The organism is Exiguobacterium sp. SH3S1, assembly GCF_004337105.1.
Classification (GTDB): Bacteria; Bacillota; Bacilli; order Exiguobacteriales; family Exiguobacteriaceae; genus Exiguobacterium; species Exiguobacterium aurantiacum_A.
The window spans coordinates 30,406-46,235 of record NZ_SJUW01000003.1 but is presented as its reverse complement, the minus strand read 5'-3'; the positions used below and the strand labels follow the sequence as shown (position 1 = coordinate 46,235).

Below are 15,830 nucleotides of genomic sequence, written 5' to 3'. Positions count from 1 at the left end.
ATTCCTCCATTCGATTCACTGTTGCCAGTATACCGTATTTCAGAAGTGTCGATAGACAACATTTAGCCTTCTAGCGGTGTTTCGGGACCTGTCAAATCCAATTGATAAAATGACAGGTCGAGCCATTTCCCAAATTTGTAGCCGGCTCGTTTGATCGTCCCTGAATGAACGAAGCCCAGTTTTTCATGCGCTTTGATACTCGCGATGTTGGCAGCGTCGATTCCGCCGATCATCGTCTTATAGTCACGCGCTTCCGCGATGCGAATGATCTCACGAAGCAACTTGTTGCCGACACCTTTGCCGCGATAGCCCGGATGGACGTAGACAGAATGTTCGATCGTGTAATGATAGGCCGGCCATGGACGGAACGGACCAAACGTGGCGAAACCCATGACGACGTCGCCGTCTTGCCAGACGATGACAGGGTGTCCGGACGCTTTTTTATCTTCATACCAGGCGACTCGATTTTGAAGCGTCACCGGTTCATAGTGATAGACGGCAGTACTGTTGACGATGGCGTCATTGTAAATATGTAAGACGGCTTGAAGGTCGTCACGACGGCAATTACGGATCATACATACACCACTTTCATGAGTTTTCTTCATTATACGTATCTCGCTCTCAAAACACACGTCGCGACGCATTTTCCACAAAAAAAGGTCAGCCGCGTCGACTGACCTTTTTCCGCTCAAGCTGCTAAGCGGTCGCACATTGAAGCGCATTCGAAGCAAACGCGCGCACACTCTTGGCAGTGCTCGTGCTTATGTTTTTCGCACTCTTGGGCGCACGCCTTACACATGACCGCACAAGCCCGTGCGAGTTCGGGCACGAACGCCGAATCGCGTGTCATCGCCTCGGCGAGGAACGAGCACATAGCGGCACATTCGCGGTCGAGCCGGATGCAATCGACCATCATCTTCACATCGCGCTCTTCAAGACACGATTCAAGACAGTAGTTACACGTCTCCACACAGTCATGCAACGTTTCGAGTTCATTCGCATAAATTCGGTGAGCCATTCGGACGTCCTCCTTTTTTAGTGACACGACAACGATACGTTACTGTTGTTCCCTAATCGCCAAAATAAAAACGACCTTCGACTAACGTCTCGGATCGTTGACAAACGTGCGGTATAAATAGGCGATCCCGTTCAACAGCCGCTCGGAATATCGTTTCGGCACGAAGCGGAGCCGATAGAGCCGATACATCCGTTTCAAGTCTTCCCATTGATGGTCGATATGCTGCCCTTGCCGGAACCGGGCCAAATCGATCAAATAGATGCGGCCTTGCGGACTGAGGATGATGTTGCGCAAATGTACGTCTGACGGGGTCAGTCCAAGCTGCCGCGCCTTAATCAGCGCCTCGTCGACTTGCTCGATGTACGCCGCATCAATCCAAATCCCTTCGGTCAAACACTCGAACAGCGTCTTACCTTCGATATAATCGATGACGATATAGTTCGGCCCGACTTCGTACAAATGCGGGAACTGGGGCAGCCCTTCGAGCGTACGATAAATCACGGCTTCTTCCGCCGCGATTTGAGTATAGCCCGGGAAGAACACTTTGATGACGAGTCGCGTATCTTTCACGCGAAATACGGCGGCGCTCCGTCCGATCCCATGCAGCTCGAGGTCTTGGTGATAAGCGGTGACACGCGTCTCGTGAACGTCTTGTTCGAACGACACGTCCGCATAAATTTCATAACAATTCATGAAGAACTCCTCTTTCTGTTTGTCTCTCGTCTATCATAACGGATTCCGTCACGATTGACCCTGTTTCAGCATCCCTGCTCGCGCGCAGAAAGTGACGCTGTTGGACAATACCCGTATAATGAAAGCGACAGACAATTAGGAGGAATCGATTATGCAACGAATCGCACTAACGGAAGACTTATCGTTCTCACGCATCATCCACGGAATGTGGCGTCTCGCCGAATGGGAGATGAGCCCACAGGAGCGTCTCACGTTCATCGAGCAATGTATCGAGCTCGGCATCACGACGTTCGACCACGCCGACATTTATGGCGGGTATACGTGTGAAGGATTATTTGGAGAGGCGTTGCGCCTCAAACCTTCGCTTCGCGACCAAATCGAAATCGTGACGAAGACGGGCATCAAATTGACCGGCTCATTCAACCCCGGCCAAACGCTCAACCATTATGATACGACGAAAGCACATATCATCAGCCAAACCGAACGTTCTTTGAGCGAGCTCGGAATTGACCAGATTGATACACTTTTGATCCATCGTCCCGATCCGCTCATGGATCCAGATGAAGTCGCCGAGGCGTTCATCACGTTGCAACAGAGCGGAAAAGTCCGGACGTTCGGCGTCTCGAACCACGTGCCGTCGACACAGCAATTGCTGCAGTCACGGCTACCGTTCCAACTCGTGACGAACCAGCTCGAGCTCTCGCCGATGCAGTTGAAACATTTCGAAGATGGTTCTGTCGACCTATGTCACGAAAAGCGGATGCCGCTCATGGCCTGGAGCCCGCTCGCCGGAGGCCAGTTATTCTCTGCAGACGACTACGCGCCGCTTCGTGAAAAACTTGAAGAGATCCGCGTCCGTCATGACGCTAGCGGTATCGATTCAATCGTCTATGCTTGGCTACTTAAGCATCCGGTCAATATCATGCCGATCATCGGCTCTGGGAAAATTGAACGAGTCCGCACCGGTGTCGACGCACTCGAAATCGAGCTCAGCCGTGAAGAATGGTTCGAAATTTTGAAAGCTTCACGCGGTCGCGACGTCGACTAAAAGAATATAAAAACCAATAAATACCTATAAAACCCATAATTCATTTCAACGCTTTCTATTCGTTTTTTAGCAATGACGCTATATAAAGGTTCATTCGTCAAAAATCGACAACGTTGAAATCGAGAAATTCCATTTCATATCCATAAGTGTAAATCAGACCCGCTCAGTTCAAGTCGAGCGGGTTTTTCGCTTTTTTATTTAAAAAAACACATTAGTTTTCCTAAGACTAAAGTCACAAAAAAATGGTGCTACAATGATGAAAGTTATTCATCGAAGGAGTGCACCGCTGTGAAAAAGTACCTGCTTTTCTGTACGCTCGCCATTTTATCATTCCTGTTTGGATGTGAGGAAGAACATGCTTTTCGTTTACATACAGCTCCAGAGTACTATCAAGGTCGCGCCACGCTTCCTTCGGGGCAACAGATCGAGATGACCGAGTCCGACCGGACGAACGTGCTCGATGCTTGTTATCCAGAAGATGCGATCACGACCGTTCCCGCCGGCGACCGCCGTTTAGTCGGAACGGTCACGTTGACGCAGCCGTTGACGACGACAACGTCAACCGAAGCGTTCCCGACCGCCACATTCTTTGAAGTGGAGAATCAGTTTTACGTGCAATGTCAGGTAGGAACAATCACTTATATCAAACAAGTCGCATCCGTTCCCGACAGTCTCACGGCTTTTCAAGACTTGTCCGTCACTTATCCGTCCATCTCGAAACTGCGAAACGCTCAACCGCACGAACGACTTCAATTTCTAAACGAGATGGACAAACCGGTCGGCAACGAACCGTATCCGCTCCGGACTGCTCTCGAGCAAACGCTCGTCCACGTGACGATGCCGTTCAACGGTTCATATGAGTTCACGTTCGAGTCAACGGATACGGCCGAGACCCTCGTGGTCCCTATTGATTTATCTTCTAGACAGCCGTTTCTCTCGATCGGGTTTGGTACCGAGTCGGCTGATGGCGAACAGCGCTACGGGATTTATACCTCGTCAAACCAAGAGCTCTATCGCGACGTGATCCGACCGTTCGACGCGTCGTTCGACCGTTTTCTAGGAGCCCAGCAAGCTAGTACGCTCCCATCGACACTCGTAGCGAACAAACGCTATCCGTTGTTCAGCTTCTCGTTCACCCGCGATGGAAAAGCCCATAAACAAGTCGTGTCGATCACCTATAAAGAAGAAACCTTGTTGCGCGGGGATAGCTTGAAGAACGAAATGCGCCAACAATTCGACCACCGCCGGCACGTCGTCTTTCACGAGCTCGCCTTGATCGGTACGGAATCGAAAGACGAGCCGTTTTTAAGCCACGCTACAGCTGACGATACGCAATTCATCTTCAATGCGATCGAGCGCGCGAAAGCCGTCTCGAAAGCCGGCGCACCTGCCCCGAACCCTTATTTGACCGTCTTCGAAGGCATATGTGCGCAAACGTTCGACGTCAGCTATGAAGGAAATGACGTGTTTTTGACGAATACGAAGACAGGGTCTCATTTCCAGCTGCTCCGCGACGATGCGGCCAAGTGGCAGGCCCAATTCATGGAGTAAAGTCCCAAACGTTCGACGTGATGCTCCATGAATGGTCCAAAAAGACGGACGTCTATGTCACGACCAAAGGTAACCACTACAAACTCAGTTCCGAGGACAGCGCCACCTGGCTGTCGCTCGCCCCTTATTGACAGACGGTCTCCTGCCCGTCTGTCTTTGCACGTTCAGAGAGCAAAATCACCCGTTTCAAGATCGGCCATATGCGACAATGAAGCCAAACGCTTCCGAAGGAGATGGTCTGATGACGAAACGATTTGACCGCGATGTCGCCGCACACTGGCAAGTCACGTATAAACAGAACGGCTATCCGCACGTCCAACAAGGGTGGGTGTTACCCCCGGAACGAAAAGACGAGTTCGACCCCTTCATTTTAATGGCCGAGGATTGGTTCAAGCGTGGCACATTCTCTGACCATCCGCACCGCGGGTTTCAGACGATCACCTACGTCATCGACGGTCGGCTCGAACATATCGATAACCATGGCGGTCACTCGATTTTAGACGCCGGTGACGTTCAATATATGAACGCCGGTTGGGCGGCCCGGCATGCCGAGGAAGCCGTCGATGACGACTTGATCCATACGCTGCAACTATGGCTCAACTTGCCAAAATCGCTCAAATCGACGACGACTTCCTATCAGAACGTATATGTCGAAGACGCCCCGGTCGTACCAATCGACGGCGGGCAGATGCGCGTCTACTCCGGCGACGTCGCCGGGGTAACGGGGCCGATGAACAGCCTCGTGCCGATCACGATGAGCGAAATCAGTTTGAAAGCCGGTGCCGTCTACGAGCACGTCTTGCCGACAAATCATAACGGATTCGTCTACGTGCTCGCCGGTTCAGTCGAGCTCGGCACGTCGGCGACCCCGCTCGCGAAAACGCACGTGGCGACGCTCACGTACGACGAAACAGCGGACAGCATGAGCGCACTCCGCGTCAAAGCGACGTCACGGGCCCGCCTGCTCGTCTACTCAGGACAGCCGATCCGTGAGGACTACATCGCCCATGGTCCGTTCGTCATGAATACCGAGGACGAGATTCGCCAAGCGTTCCGCGATTATCATGCCGGTAGTTTCGGACCCCCGGCACAATAACAAAAAGCCACGCGGCCGCGTGGCTTTACTTCGTTTTATCCGGCATGAGTACCGTCTGCTGGGTCGGAACCCGACCGATCGGTACAGTCCGTTCGACGAGGACGTATCGTTTCCCGTCCACCTCAAACTTCCGGTCGCCGAGATAATGGGCCGACTTGCCGTCCTCATAGAGTTTCGTCAAAATCGCCGGCACGTATTGATTCAAGTCCGTGTGATGATCATCGAGCGTCATGACGATATTGCTTTTGCTATATCCCATCCACTGGTTTGACATGAAAAACATTAAAGAAATCACTCCGATGATCCCAATCACTAAAATAACCGTTTCCATCCAATCCCTACTTTCAACGTTTATGAAATTGCTCGTCATAACGACGGGCCAATACGAGCACGAGTCCAATCAAAAGTACCGATGAGATCGCCGGAATGAAGTCCGGCAACGCATCCCCGGCGCTCAAAAAATCGAACGTTCCGTGAAACAGGGTGGCCGGCCAGATGCTGAAGTCAGCCTGAACGGTCAACCAGCCTAAAAAGAAGGAGCCGAAGATAAGTCCAATCGTCCAACCGGCAATCATGAACACCGACATGTCTTGAAAATCTGGGTCGTATAAAAAGACGGGCACATGCCAAAGCGCCCAAACGAGCGCGACCACGAGCGTCGCCGGTCGGACCGCCATCCGTTCTGATAGTGTCGGCAGCAAATACCCGCGCCACCCGCTCTCCTCACCAAACCCGTATGTCGCCACCCAAACGAGCCATAACACAAACGGCGACCAGTCCGGAAGCTTGTCGTTGGCAAACCAATTCGAACTATTTGAGACTTCCGGCATCATACTGACAACGAGGACACCGATTGCGAAAAACAAAACGGGTAGAGACACGGCGAGTAACGTCCAGCGAATCGTCAAGCGGCCATAGGCGCGCTCAAACAATCGACGACACCCTGACCACCCATCCGTCCAAGCCGTCGTCAGCCATGCCGCGACGAGCGGTCCGAACGCCCCAGCGAAATGCAGCAGCGAAGACGAAGCACCGGTCGAGCGGACGAGCCAGATGTTCAGACCCCACCATGACCATGACCACGCGAACGTCAACACGATAAATAGCACGAGGCGCCGCGTCATGACCCGTCTCCCCTTTCTAAAGGTGCTTCACGACGATTTGACGTTTCGCTCGAAAGCCGACACGTTCGTAAAACGTGGCGGCTTCTTCGTTAACCGAACTAGTGGGGCGCAAGCGCATCATAAACCGCCCCCAGTGTGCGTGCCGTTTCGATCTTCCGTGATCCCGTGTGGCTTTTCATCACCACGCAACACGTGGTTCGAACTGACCGTCGCTGTTCCGTTCAACCGGCGCTGAATCGGACGGGCGAGGAAATAGCCGCCGAACAACGAAGCCGGAAACACGAGAGCGGCTGTCCCTAAGACGAGATACGTGTAACGTTGAATCTCTTCCGTTGCCGGGACGAACTGATGGACCCCATAGCGCAAGCCAAAGAATAATCCGACGAATACGAGCGCGACAAACGCGTACTCGATACATTTCCCAAGAAATTGCTTCATCCTGTTTCCCCCTCAACTTGTTATTTATCGTTACGAGATGAAGCGGAAAAAAGTTTCATTTCTGTTGCTGGGACAAATACCAAAGCGTCGCCACTCGCTCCGTTTCGGACACCCATTCTTGTTTTCCTTGGATGTAGCTTTCGATATCTTCCGGATGTTGGCTCGCGAGCTGTTGTTTGAGAGCGGCATATTCGGCACGTACGTCCGGAAACGCCATCAAGTAGTCCCGAAAGGCCAAATGCCGGACGACCCCTTCGTCTCCTTCCTCGAAGACGTGGACATGGACCGTCCGCACGTCCTCACCTTTGGCGAAGAAGCGCCGTCTCGGAATACCGTGCTCGCCGAAACTGCGATAACCGAGGGCCTCCATGTGGCCGATCAATCCATCGACGCGTTCGATTTGGCGAACGACCGGCATGATATCGATGATCGGTTTGGCGTCAAGCCCCGGGACAGACGTGCTTCCGATATGATGAATCACAATCAGTTCACCGTCGAGCAATCGTTCGAGCCTGCTCGACTCGTCCTCAAACTTTTCCGTCCATGCTGTATCGTATTCCACAACCTCAACTTTTCTCATGTTGCTTCCTCCTTATTCCACGACAATTGACACTCATTGTCATCATACCCGTTTTCTCAAGTCTTTAGAAATCCGCTTTGCCGACAGAAAGGTTTGTCGCGTCGCAAAATGGGAAATGCTTATACTAATGAAATCAGAACTGGAGAGTGGACCGTATGTTGACACAAAAACAAATCGATACGTTCAAAGAACGTCTACTAAAAGAGAAAGCCAAGACCGAAGGGTATCTGGAAAATCGTGAAGAAGTTTACGACGAAGGAGAGTTGTCGCACTATGACAACCATCCCGCCGATTCGGGAGAAGAGCTGTTTTTACGCGAACGTGACCACGCACTCACCGAACTCGACGAAGAATTTTTAACGGACGTCGATAAGGCGCTTCTCGCCATCAAAAACGGGACGTACGGAAAATGTGAAGTGTGCGGGAAAGAAATTGAACTCGATCGGCTCGAGATCATCCCAGAAGCGACGCTTTGCATCGAACATGCACGTGAGCAGGAAGAACAAGAGCATCAAACAGACCTCGATCGTCCGGTCGAAGAAGATGTCCTCAACGCGTCTGAGACGGCTGCCCATAAACAGCTCGACGGAACAGATGACGCCGGGAAAAGTACTGACGCCTTCAGCCAAGTCGAAGACTTCGGAAGCTCGGATACAATCGCCGACACCAAAGGCAATCACGATCCAACCCGCGAATGAACGAGAGCCGCTGTAATGCGGCTTTTTTTGCGCAAAAAAACACGACGCTACGTCGCGTCGTGTCAATAAACCGCTTTGATTGGTGATGTGCCGCCGAGTACTTCCGCTACGTCCATCGGATTGACCGTATTGCCGGCCGAACTTGACGAGTAACCGTATTTTCCTTGATGCACCTCGAAATGTAAGTGAGGACCTGAAGAATTGCCCGTGTTGCCGATTTGGCCGATGCCTTCACCTTGAAGCAACGCTTGGCCTTTCTTCACTTCGATTTTATGCATATGGGCGTAGACGGTCGTCCACTTCTGTCCGTTCAAGTCATGCTCGATGAAGACGTGCTTGCCGTAAGGGCCGCTCGTCTTGACGTCGATGACCTTGCCGTCAGCCGCTGCATAGATCGGTGTCCCGACTTTGGCGGCGATATCGATCCCGTTGTGGAACGTATAGCCGAATTGTCCACTAGCGGGGCCGAACCCTTGTGACAGACGTCCCGTCGCCGGAATCATAAACTGATCTGGTGCGATTGCCGCTTTTTGCTTCTTCAAATCTGTTAATTGCGCAGCTTGTGCCTTCAACTGCTTATACGCTGCCGCATGTGAAGCCTTCGCCTGTTCCCGCTCGGCCTTCACTTCGGCCTGTTGATCACTCAATTCGTCTAACGCTCGAGCAGCTTCGGCTTCTCTCGCTTTTAAATCTGTCTCGGCTTTTTCGGATTCCGCCGCTTCCGCCTTCGCGCTAGGAAGGACAGACGACAGTACTTGTTTAAACAAAGACGTCTCTTCAGGGGTCGAAGCCGTTTCATACGCTTCGAGCTGAGTGCTTACTTGATCTAGTTTAGCTTGAAGCGCATCCGCCCGCGTCTCGACGGTCTGCACATGACGCTTCGCCTTTTCAACCGCTTGCTTTGATGCGCGAACATCACGCTCTATCTTCTGAAGGGACTTCGTCGTCTTGACGAGCTCTTGCGGGGTAAGTTGATCTGCTGAGGCCGACGCCGGGCCATTCAAAACGAGTACGCCGACACCGACAGTTAGTAAAAGTTGTTTCCACATATATTGATAAAACCTCCAAATAGGATGATTCGCTAGCTATATAAAAAGCTACAAGTGCGAATATAGCATCCCTACCTAAAAAGTTCAATATATGAAGCATTTCATTTGTATGTCGAACATTTCAAAACAATGAGCAAGCACTCTCACAATCTTCACGAAGAGTTCATCACCGTTTGTCTCGCTTCATTTTTAGGACGACAAAGACAATACCCACAGCAGTTATAAACGTCACCGCCGGCCCCCCGAACAGAAAGACACGGTCGATTGACGGAGACAAGTTCGTCGTCAATCCGAGAATCGTGAACAAGTTTCCGACGATGAGACCGACCATCAACATGGGAAGAAGACGTCTCATCAGACACCCGTCTCGCGCTTCACCATCTCAAACTGGGCGATGGCATCTTGTTTGAACCCGAGCGTTCGCGCCGCCTCGATCAATGCAGGACGATCCGACGTGAGCGTCAACTTGATCGGTCCATTCGCTGCAGCCGCCCGTAGGAGCCATTCCGCATCCTCATCCCGGCTGAAAACGTCGAGGAGGACGCCTGACCGGAACAAAAGCGCCCCTGTTTTGTCGCCTTCTGTGATCCGGACGAGCTCCGCTCGTTGCTGGGTCGTCCGGGCGTCCGTTTGCCAGATCGGTCGGTGCGATGCCGACGGGTAATAGCGATCGAACAGCGTCACGACCGGTTCGATCGCGCGTGTCGCTTCCGTTTCGGTCGGAACGGAGTCGAAATAAAAGATTTCGCGCACCGTCTCGTACCCGAGCCGCTCGTACAAAGCGAGTGCCGAGTCGTTGCCTTGGATGACTTCAAGTAGACGTGTCCCCGTTGCCTGCTCGTCAAAACGGCGCATCAACTCGCGGGCAATCCCTATTTTCCGAAACGCAGGGGAGACGGCCAGACCACCGCAACGCGTGACCCAACCTGTCTCTAAATGGGCCACCCCACTCAAGACGACACCGACCGGACGTCCGTCCGCATACGCGACGATGGAGCGTGACGGTTGATTTTGATCCCGGACGAGGAAGGTCGATTCGAATCCTGCCGCATCCATGTCAAAGCGAATTATGTAATCAGAAAACCCGTCCATGAAAGCTTGATACATGTCGGATAGTGGTGCATTTTGTTGATACGAGATCTGTTGGTCCATAGTTGATCCTTTCCCATTCATTTTTTGTATACTGAAAGTGCGCTACTTCTAATGAGGGAGGAATAACGATGTCATCCGTCACACTCGAACCGCTTCAAGACAAACACTGGCCCGTCCTCGAGACGTTCACGCTGCCGCTCGATCAAGAGAAATATACGACGTTGCCAAAAGATATCGACTCGATAATCCCGGGCGGTGTGCACCCCGTCGTCATTGTGAACGCTATACCCGTCGGCGAACAACGAATCATGTCGCTGACGGTTTGAGTTCACCGGGCAGCATCGCATAGACGGCCGTGTCGGTCAGGCGGTTGCCATCGGCGGACAAGTCGTCGTTCCGCAGTATGCCTTCAAGTTGAAACCCTAGACGTTCTGGTATCATCCGGCTGCCCCGGTTCGTCGACTCACAACGGACCTCGATCCGTTTGAATCCGAAATGTGTAAACCCGAACCGCGTGACCGCCTCGACCGCTTCGCCCATGTAGCCGTGTCCGGTGTGCATCGAATGCAGCCAGTATCCAATCTCTGCCTTCGGGACGTCCCAGTCGATGCCTTGCAGACTGACCGTGCCGACGAACGTTCCCGTATCTCGTAAAAAGATGAGGTAGCGAAAACTCTCCTCTTGCACATAAAGTTCGTGGGCACGTCGTAAATTGATCTCGGTCTCTTCTAACGTCGGGACCGTTTGAGCGAACGGTAACCACTGCCGGAACTCCTCATGTGAATCCCGAATCGCCGCATTCACGACACGCTCGTCACCGCTCGTGCGCGGTGCCCGCAATCGTAAGCGCGCCGTCTCAATCTCGAGTGGTGTTACTGGATGTACAACTTCCATCTCGTCAATTCCCCCTCTTCACTTGCGAAAACACCAAACTAGAACTCCCCCTAAACCGAGCACGAGCAATCCGTTCAACAGTCGCCAGATGATATCAATCATCATGGCCTTCTGCTTTCTCCCGAAATGTCCGAACCCCTTCAATCACTTGGTTCCAGTATGTCTCCGGATGTGGAACGAGCGTCTCTTTCGTCACGCGTAACGTCTTTCCGGTTACGACCGAAGTCGCCTCAATCTGTTCGCGCGAACCGGCGAGCAAGGCGACGAACGCCTCGAAATCAACTTTGCCGACGTCTGCTACTTCGTCAACGTCTAACGTGAACGCCTCCCCAGCGTACGGATAGACATATGTATGGGCGAACTCCCGGTCTAGAAACGCTCCCGTCTCAATCACATCTTCAAACACTCCGAGAGCAGTCAGTTGATCGAGTGATAACTCGATTCCCAGTTCTTCTTGAATCTCACGGACCCCGTCCCGGACCGTCTCTCCGGCAACCAGATGTCCTGCTGCCGTGATATCGAACAGTCCTGGAAAATCTTGTTTCGTCTCGCTGCGGAGCTGTAAGTAAAGATGCGTCGGGTCAATCATCCAGCAGTGAAACGTCTCATGCCAATCGCCGTCACGATGGACGTCGGACCGGGGCTTCAACCCGATTCTTTTACGTGTCCGGTCGACCACGGTAATAAATTCGCTCATGTCGTCACTCCATTCTCTAAAAAGGTGATCGTCCCGGCGGTCGCATCGAGCTCGACGTCGATGCCGATCGTATCGCCCGGCCGTAACGCGGTCGGTTTAATCAGTGTCGACACATGTATCCCTCCATTTTGTTCCATACGTTTACTGTACGGGTTTCGAAGGGGCAACGACAACCCAAACTAAAACAGATCAGGGTCTTCCGACAATGTCCGGACTTTCCTGACTTTTCGGTGACGACCAGTCCAGCCAAGTGTCGTGAAGAAAAAACCGCCCCCGACCATACAGAACAGCGCTACCAATCCTGCCACGACGCCATCAAATCCGTAGCGCTCGCCGCTCGCGACGAGTAGTAGCGGCGAAAAGAGGAAGGAAACCACTAGCATGATCAGCCCACCCCACACCCGCCGTCTGGGAAACCCGATCGTCCACCACCCGAAAGCAATCAATCCTAAAATGATTAACCCAACCATCCCGACTAGAACCATCGTCAGCGCCTCCACTCTTCAATTTTTTTACTATATTCCGCATCTGTCATTCAAATCCCTGTAAAAATCAGCCTATATAAATTCCTGATTTCGGGTAAATAACTAATGGAAACCATCGCACCGGGGTACCGCAGAGGAGGATCACCATGAGAGCTAGACTCATCTTTGCCTTCGCGTTCATCGGTCTTTTTTTGTTAGCAATCTATTGGGTGAGCACGTGGAACGATCACACGCTCGACGGACGCATCGAACGGATTGAAATCCCTCAACTGATGATTGGTCCAGCCGAGACGGATATGGATGAAATCAAATTGCATACGATTCTAGTTAATGACCAGACGGAAGTGACGGGTCTTGCTAGCGACGTGCAAGAACTTCGTGCCGGTCAACATGTGACCATCGAGCTCGATCCGGATGCGACGCTCAAGATTGCGCTATCGATTCAGGTAACGTCCGAGTAAGCAAAGAATCATCTTTTTCAAAGAAACGGGCATAGTTTTCTCGGAACAGTGGAATATGACAACAGGTAGCTGAAAGGAGATAAATACATGATTTCAAATACATTGTTGTCGGGTAAAGTCGCGTTTGTCACAGGAGCGGCGTCAGGAATCGGACGCGCCGCTGTCATCCGGTTCGTCCAAGCGGGGGCAAAAGTCGCCATCGTCGACTTGAACCAAGAGGACTCTGAGAAGCTCGCGAGCTTGATCGGCGAGGACCGCGCCATCGGAATTAGTGCTGACGTCTCAAACGAAGACGAGATGAAACGGGCTTATGAACAGACGGTCGAACGGTTCGGACATGTCGATATCGTGTTTGCGAACGCGGGACGGAACGGGACGATCACACCGATCGAGCACTTGTCGCTCGAAGATTGGAACGGGGTCGTCGAGACGAACTTGACGGGCACGTTCTTGACCGTGAAACATGCGATCCCTTACTTGAAAGAGAAAGGCGGTAGCGTCATTATCACGTCGTCGATCAACGGGAACCGTTTCTTTAAAAACTTTGGCTTCAGCGGCTATGCGACGACGAAAGCCGGCCAGACCGGTTTTGCGAAAATGGCCGCGGCTGAGCTCGCCCAGTTCGGTATTCGGGTCAACACGATTTGTCCGGGTGCGATCGATACGAACATCGATGACTCGACGAACCGGGACGACGCGTTACTTGAAGAAATCGTCATCCCGATCGAATACCCAGAAGGCAACCAACCGCTCGCCGGAAAATCAGGTACGGCGAAGCAAGTAGCCGACGTCGTCTTGTTCTTTGCGAGCAATATGTCGAGCCACGTCACCGGATCAGAAGTGTACGTCGACGGTGCCGAATCACTACTCTAACGACAACAGGTCGCCCCGCGGGGCGACCTGTTTATTTGAGAATCGGACTTTTCATGACTGCTTTTTGATAAAACGGTGTAAAACCGAGGCGCTCCATGTTGCGTCCCGAGGCGGTATCGACTTTCGTCGTCACCGTCACGTACTCGCAACCCATCGCTTTTGCCGCGGCGACTCGCTCTAAAATGAGTTGGGTCTGATACCCTTTTCCTCGATAATCGGGAATCGTGCTCGTCAAAAACAGTTCCCCCATCCCGTCCTGAACGGCGAGAATACCGCCGGCGACCGCTGTCTCGTCTTCACGGACGAGAAACGCCTGGTTTTCCGGTAACGCATAAAACCCTTTCGCCGTATCAATCGTCTCTTGCAGCACCGTCCCTGTCTCGGCGAATCCTGTCGCGATCGCCCGGGCCCATTCGTTCACGTTATCAGCGTGCACACGTTCGACACGTGTCGCTTCACTCTCTGGCAACTCAAACGCGTTCACATCGAGCAACCAGACGTCAAGAAAGTGATCGAGCGTATAGTTTCGTTCCTGCAGCAGGCGAATGAGCGACATGTCCGCGAGTGGACACACCTCAATATGTAGGCGGGACACGTTCTTACCACGGACCCACTTCTCCATTTGGTGCAGATCGTAAAAGCTCGTCGGACGGTTCAAGCCGAACCCGACCGCAAAACTCGTATTCCCCATCCGGAACACATGACCTTTATTTTCAACGATTAACTCCGAACCTTCATAGGGAGGGGTCTGTTTTCGATGCCTGATGTAGGCAGACGTCCCTTCCGCTTTGATGCGTTCGATGCGCCTGGCTAGTTCTAAGCGTTTCATCTCGTTCCCTCCCTCTAATCTTCCCTGAGTTTACCACACTTCGATTGCGAACAGATTGTGATTCCGTTACAAGGCACCGCTTTACAGGCGGACTTCATCAATCACGAACGAGGACGACCCTTCGATTTCTTCGATAAAATGCGAGCCGAACAACATCGCTGGTGTGAAGCTTCCAGGAATGACCCGGCTTGAGCCGACGAGACGTTTCACGACCTCGAGCGCCCCATAGACGGTGAAGGCGTACGTGCTCGCCGTCTGAATGCGAACGATATATTTGTGTCCGTCTGCATTCGTTGCTTCACCCCAAACATACGTCGACGACCCGTCCCGCTCCGCCTCATCCGGTCCGCTAATATGTTCATCGACATAGCGTAAGAGACGTCCTTGGACAGCGTCACTACCAAGAATCGGACTAAAGAACGACATGAGACGAGACGCATATCCGGCCACTGGGGGAACTGGGATCCATGTCGTGATGTTCGGGATGCCCGTCGTATAATACGCGGTCGAGACGTCACCCCACGGAATCGCGAGCGCTGTTTTCTTGCCGCGCCCAAAGTCGATTTGTCGACGCTTGGCCCCAAGCGGGAACGGCGACAGTTTTCCGTCTTTCCGCTCGGCACTGCTCGAGCCGAGCCCACGGATTGCTGTTTTCATCGTTCCGCGCGAAATACCGGCAGCGGCCGAGAAGCCGAGGGCGAGATTCGTCGCGTCCGGCATGAGTTCCTTCAACTTGCGGGCCACACAGTCGGTCGGGATGACGTCAAAGCCGACACCCGAGCACAGCAACACGCCTGCTTCTTGCGCGAGCTTGGCCCGTTTCTTCGAATGAATGTATTCGAATACTTCAATTTCCCCGGTAATATCGAGGTAATGAGTCTGTGACGCGAGGCACGCCTCGACCATCGGCTGACTCGTATCGGCGAACGGTCCAGCACAGTGCAAGACGAGGTCGATGTCAGCGAGTTCCTGCTTCGCTTTGTCGAGCGACAGACTAAAGACACGCGTCTCGCATCCAAGCTCATCGCCGAGCCGCTCGATCGCGTCCGCACGCCGCCCTGCGAGCACCGGTGTCATCCCTTCTTTTACTGCTTGCCGGGCAATCAGTTCACCCGTATAGCCGTTCGCGCCATAGATCATCCATTTCATCACGATTCCTCCTCCATGTCGATAAACTTCCTTTCCCTGTTCCCTATTCGTCCGA

Annotated in this window: 22 protein-coding genes; 7 read left to right on the top strand and 15 right to left on the bottom strand. The window is 52.7% G+C overall.

Annotation, left to right across the window (positions count from 1 at the left end; genetic code table 11):
• Positions 1-62: 62 nt before the first annotated feature.
• From EVJ26_RS04645 to EVJ26_RS04635, 3 genes are all read right to left on the bottom strand, one after another.
• Entirely contained in the window at positions 63-575 is a 513-nt protein-coding gene (locus EVJ26_RS04645) for a GNAT family N-acetyltransferase (RefSeq protein ID WP_131469909.1), read from the bottom strand.
• Positions 576-688: 113 nt separating this feature from the next.
• The gene (locus EVJ26_RS04640) at positions 689-1,018 is read right to left on the bottom strand and encodes a four-helix bundle copper-binding protein (protein ID WP_070329275.1); all 330 of its coding nucleotides are present in this window, start codon (positions 1,016-1,018) and stop codon (positions 689-691) included.
• 81 nt (positions 1,019-1,099) lie between these two features.
• Entirely contained in the window at positions 1,100-1,711 is a 612-nt protein-coding gene (locus tag EVJ26_RS04635) for a protein kinase family protein (protein WP_131457593.1), read from the bottom strand.
• A 151-nt stretch (positions 1,712-1,862) separates the two neighbouring features.
• Between EVJ26_RS04635 and EVJ26_RS04630 the strand changes: the two genes are divergently transcribed.
• From EVJ26_RS04630 to EVJ26_RS04620, 3 genes are all read left to right on the top strand, one after another.
• The gene (locus EVJ26_RS04630) at positions 1,863-2,759 is read left to right on the top strand and encodes an aldo/keto reductase (protein WP_131457594.1); all 897 of its coding nucleotides are present in this window, start codon (positions 1,863-1,865) and stop codon (positions 2,757-2,759) included.
• A gap of 288 nt (positions 2,760-3,047) precedes the next feature.
• Positions 3,048-4,310 (top strand): hypothetical protein, encoded by a 1,263-nt coding sequence (locus EVJ26_RS04625; RefSeq protein ID WP_236635498.1) that lies wholly within the window; start codon positions 3,048-3,050, stop codon positions 4,308-4,310.
• A gap of 241 nt (positions 4,311-4,551) precedes the next feature.
• A complete protein-coding gene (locus EVJ26_RS04620; RefSeq protein WP_201738331.1) occupies positions 4,552-5,406 on the top strand; it encodes a pirin family protein in 855 nt (284 codons plus the stop codon).
• A 25-nt stretch (positions 5,407-5,431) separates the two neighbouring features.
• Here the strand turns inward: EVJ26_RS04620 and EVJ26_RS04615 are convergent, their stop codons facing one another.
• The 4 genes from EVJ26_RS04615 to EVJ26_RS04600 all read right to left on the bottom strand — a co-directional run bounded on the left by EVJ26_RS04615 (position 5,432) and on the right by EVJ26_RS04600 (position 7,548).
• Positions 5,432-5,737 (bottom strand): hypothetical protein, encoded by a 306-nt coding sequence (locus EVJ26_RS04615; RefSeq protein WP_131469906.1) that lies wholly within the window; start codon positions 5,735-5,737, stop codon positions 5,432-5,434.
• A 13-nt stretch (positions 5,738-5,750) separates the two neighbouring features.
• Positions 5,751-6,530, bottom strand: a complete 780-nt coding sequence (locus EVJ26_RS04610) for a CPBP family intramembrane glutamic endopeptidase (RefSeq protein WP_131469904.1) — start codon at positions 6,528-6,530, stop codon at positions 5,751-5,753.
• A gap of 117 nt (positions 6,531-6,647) precedes the next feature.
• Positions 6,648-6,968 (bottom strand): hypothetical protein, encoded by a 321-nt coding sequence (locus EVJ26_RS04605; protein WP_131469901.1) that lies wholly within the window; start codon positions 6,966-6,968, stop codon positions 6,648-6,650.
• A gap of 55 nt (positions 6,969-7,023) precedes the next feature.
• Positions 7,024-7,548 carry a GrpB family protein gene (locus tag EVJ26_RS04600; protein ID WP_071398548.1) on the bottom strand — a complete coding sequence of 175 codons (525 nt, stop codon included), beginning with the start codon at positions 7,546-7,548 and terminating at the stop codon, positions 7,024-7,026.
• Positions 7,549-7,703: 155 nt separating this feature from the next.
• Here EVJ26_RS04600 and EVJ26_RS04595 point away from each other — a divergent pair, with 155 nt between their 5' ends.
• On the top strand, positions 7,704-8,246 hold the full coding sequence (locus tag EVJ26_RS04595) for a TraR/DksA C4-type zinc finger protein (RefSeq protein ID WP_131457599.1): 543 nt from the start codon (positions 7,704-7,706) through the stop codon (positions 8,244-8,246).
• 62 nt (positions 8,247-8,308) lie between these two features.
• Here EVJ26_RS04595 and EVJ26_RS04590 read toward each other — a convergent pair whose 3' ends face one another.
• From EVJ26_RS04590 to EVJ26_RS04580, 3 genes are all read right to left on the bottom strand, one after another.
• Positions 8,309-9,295, bottom strand: coding sequence for a M23 family metallopeptidase (locus tag EVJ26_RS04590; protein WP_131457600.1), 987 nt, complete (start codon positions 9,293-9,295; stop codon positions 8,309-8,311).
• A 166-nt stretch (positions 9,296-9,461) separates the two neighbouring features.
• On the bottom strand, positions 9,462-9,650 hold the full coding sequence (locus EVJ26_RS04585) for a hypothetical protein (protein ID WP_131439518.1): 189 nt from the start codon (positions 9,648-9,650) through the stop codon (positions 9,462-9,464).
• Positions 9,650-10,447, bottom strand: a complete 798-nt coding sequence (locus tag EVJ26_RS04580) for a GNAT family N-acetyltransferase (protein ID WP_131469899.1) — start codon at positions 10,445-10,447, stop codon at positions 9,650-9,652. Before EVJ26_RS04580 ends, EVJ26_RS04585 begins: the two co-directional genes overlap by 1 nt.
• 68 nt (positions 10,448-10,515) lie before the next feature.
• Between EVJ26_RS04580 and EVJ26_RS04575 the strand changes: the two genes are divergently transcribed.
• Positions 10,516-10,713, top strand: a complete 198-nt coding sequence (locus EVJ26_RS04575; protein ID WP_201738330.1) for a hypothetical protein — start codon at positions 10,516-10,518, stop codon at positions 10,711-10,713.
• Here the strand turns inward: EVJ26_RS04575 and EVJ26_RS04570 are convergent.
• From EVJ26_RS04570 to EVJ26_RS04560, 3 genes are all read right to left on the bottom strand, one after another.
• Positions 10,694-11,281: a GNAT family N-acetyltransferase gene (locus tag EVJ26_RS04570; RefSeq protein WP_131457602.1), complete on the bottom strand. Its 588-nt coding sequence runs from the start codon at positions 11,279-11,281 to the stop codon at positions 10,694-10,696. The genes EVJ26_RS04575 and EVJ26_RS04570 overlap by 20 nt on opposite strands.
• Before the next feature lie 94 nt (positions 11,282-11,375).
• On the bottom strand, positions 11,376-11,978 hold the full coding sequence (locus tag EVJ26_RS04565; RefSeq protein WP_131457603.1) for an NUDIX hydrolase: 603 nt from the start codon (positions 11,976-11,978) through the stop codon (positions 11,376-11,378).
• A gap of 179 nt (positions 11,979-12,157) precedes the next feature.
• On the bottom strand, positions 12,158-12,463 hold the full coding sequence (locus EVJ26_RS04560) for a hypothetical protein (protein ID WP_131469897.1): 306 nt from the start codon (positions 12,461-12,463) through the stop codon (positions 12,158-12,160).
• 146 nt (positions 12,464-12,609) lie between these two features.
• Here EVJ26_RS04560 and EVJ26_RS04555 point away from each other — a divergent pair, with 146 nt between their 5' ends.
• Together EVJ26_RS04555 and EVJ26_RS04550 are read left to right on the top strand one after the other, a co-directional pair.
• Complete coding sequence (locus EVJ26_RS04555) at positions 12,610-12,924, top strand: hypothetical protein (protein ID WP_131469895.1); 315 nt, start codon at positions 12,610-12,612, stop codon at positions 12,922-12,924.
• 87 nt (positions 12,925-13,011) lie between these two features.
• Entirely contained in the window at positions 13,012-13,797 is a 786-nt protein-coding gene (locus EVJ26_RS04550; protein WP_131469893.1) for an SDR family oxidoreductase, read from the top strand.
• Positions 13,798-13,828: 31 nt separating this feature from the next.
• Here the strand turns inward: EVJ26_RS04550 and EVJ26_RS04545 are convergent, their stop codons facing one another.
• Positions 13,829-14,626 (bottom strand): GNAT family N-acetyltransferase, encoded by a 798-nt coding sequence (locus EVJ26_RS04545; protein ID WP_131457607.1) that lies wholly within the window; start codon positions 14,624-14,626, stop codon positions 13,829-13,831.
• An 81-nt stretch (positions 14,627-14,707) separates the two neighbouring features.
• A complete protein-coding gene (locus tag EVJ26_RS04540; protein WP_070329293.1) occupies positions 14,708-15,775 on the bottom strand; it encodes a saccharopine dehydrogenase family protein in 1,068 nt (355 codons plus the stop codon).
• Between the last annotated feature and the right edge of the window lie 55 nt (positions 15,776-15,830).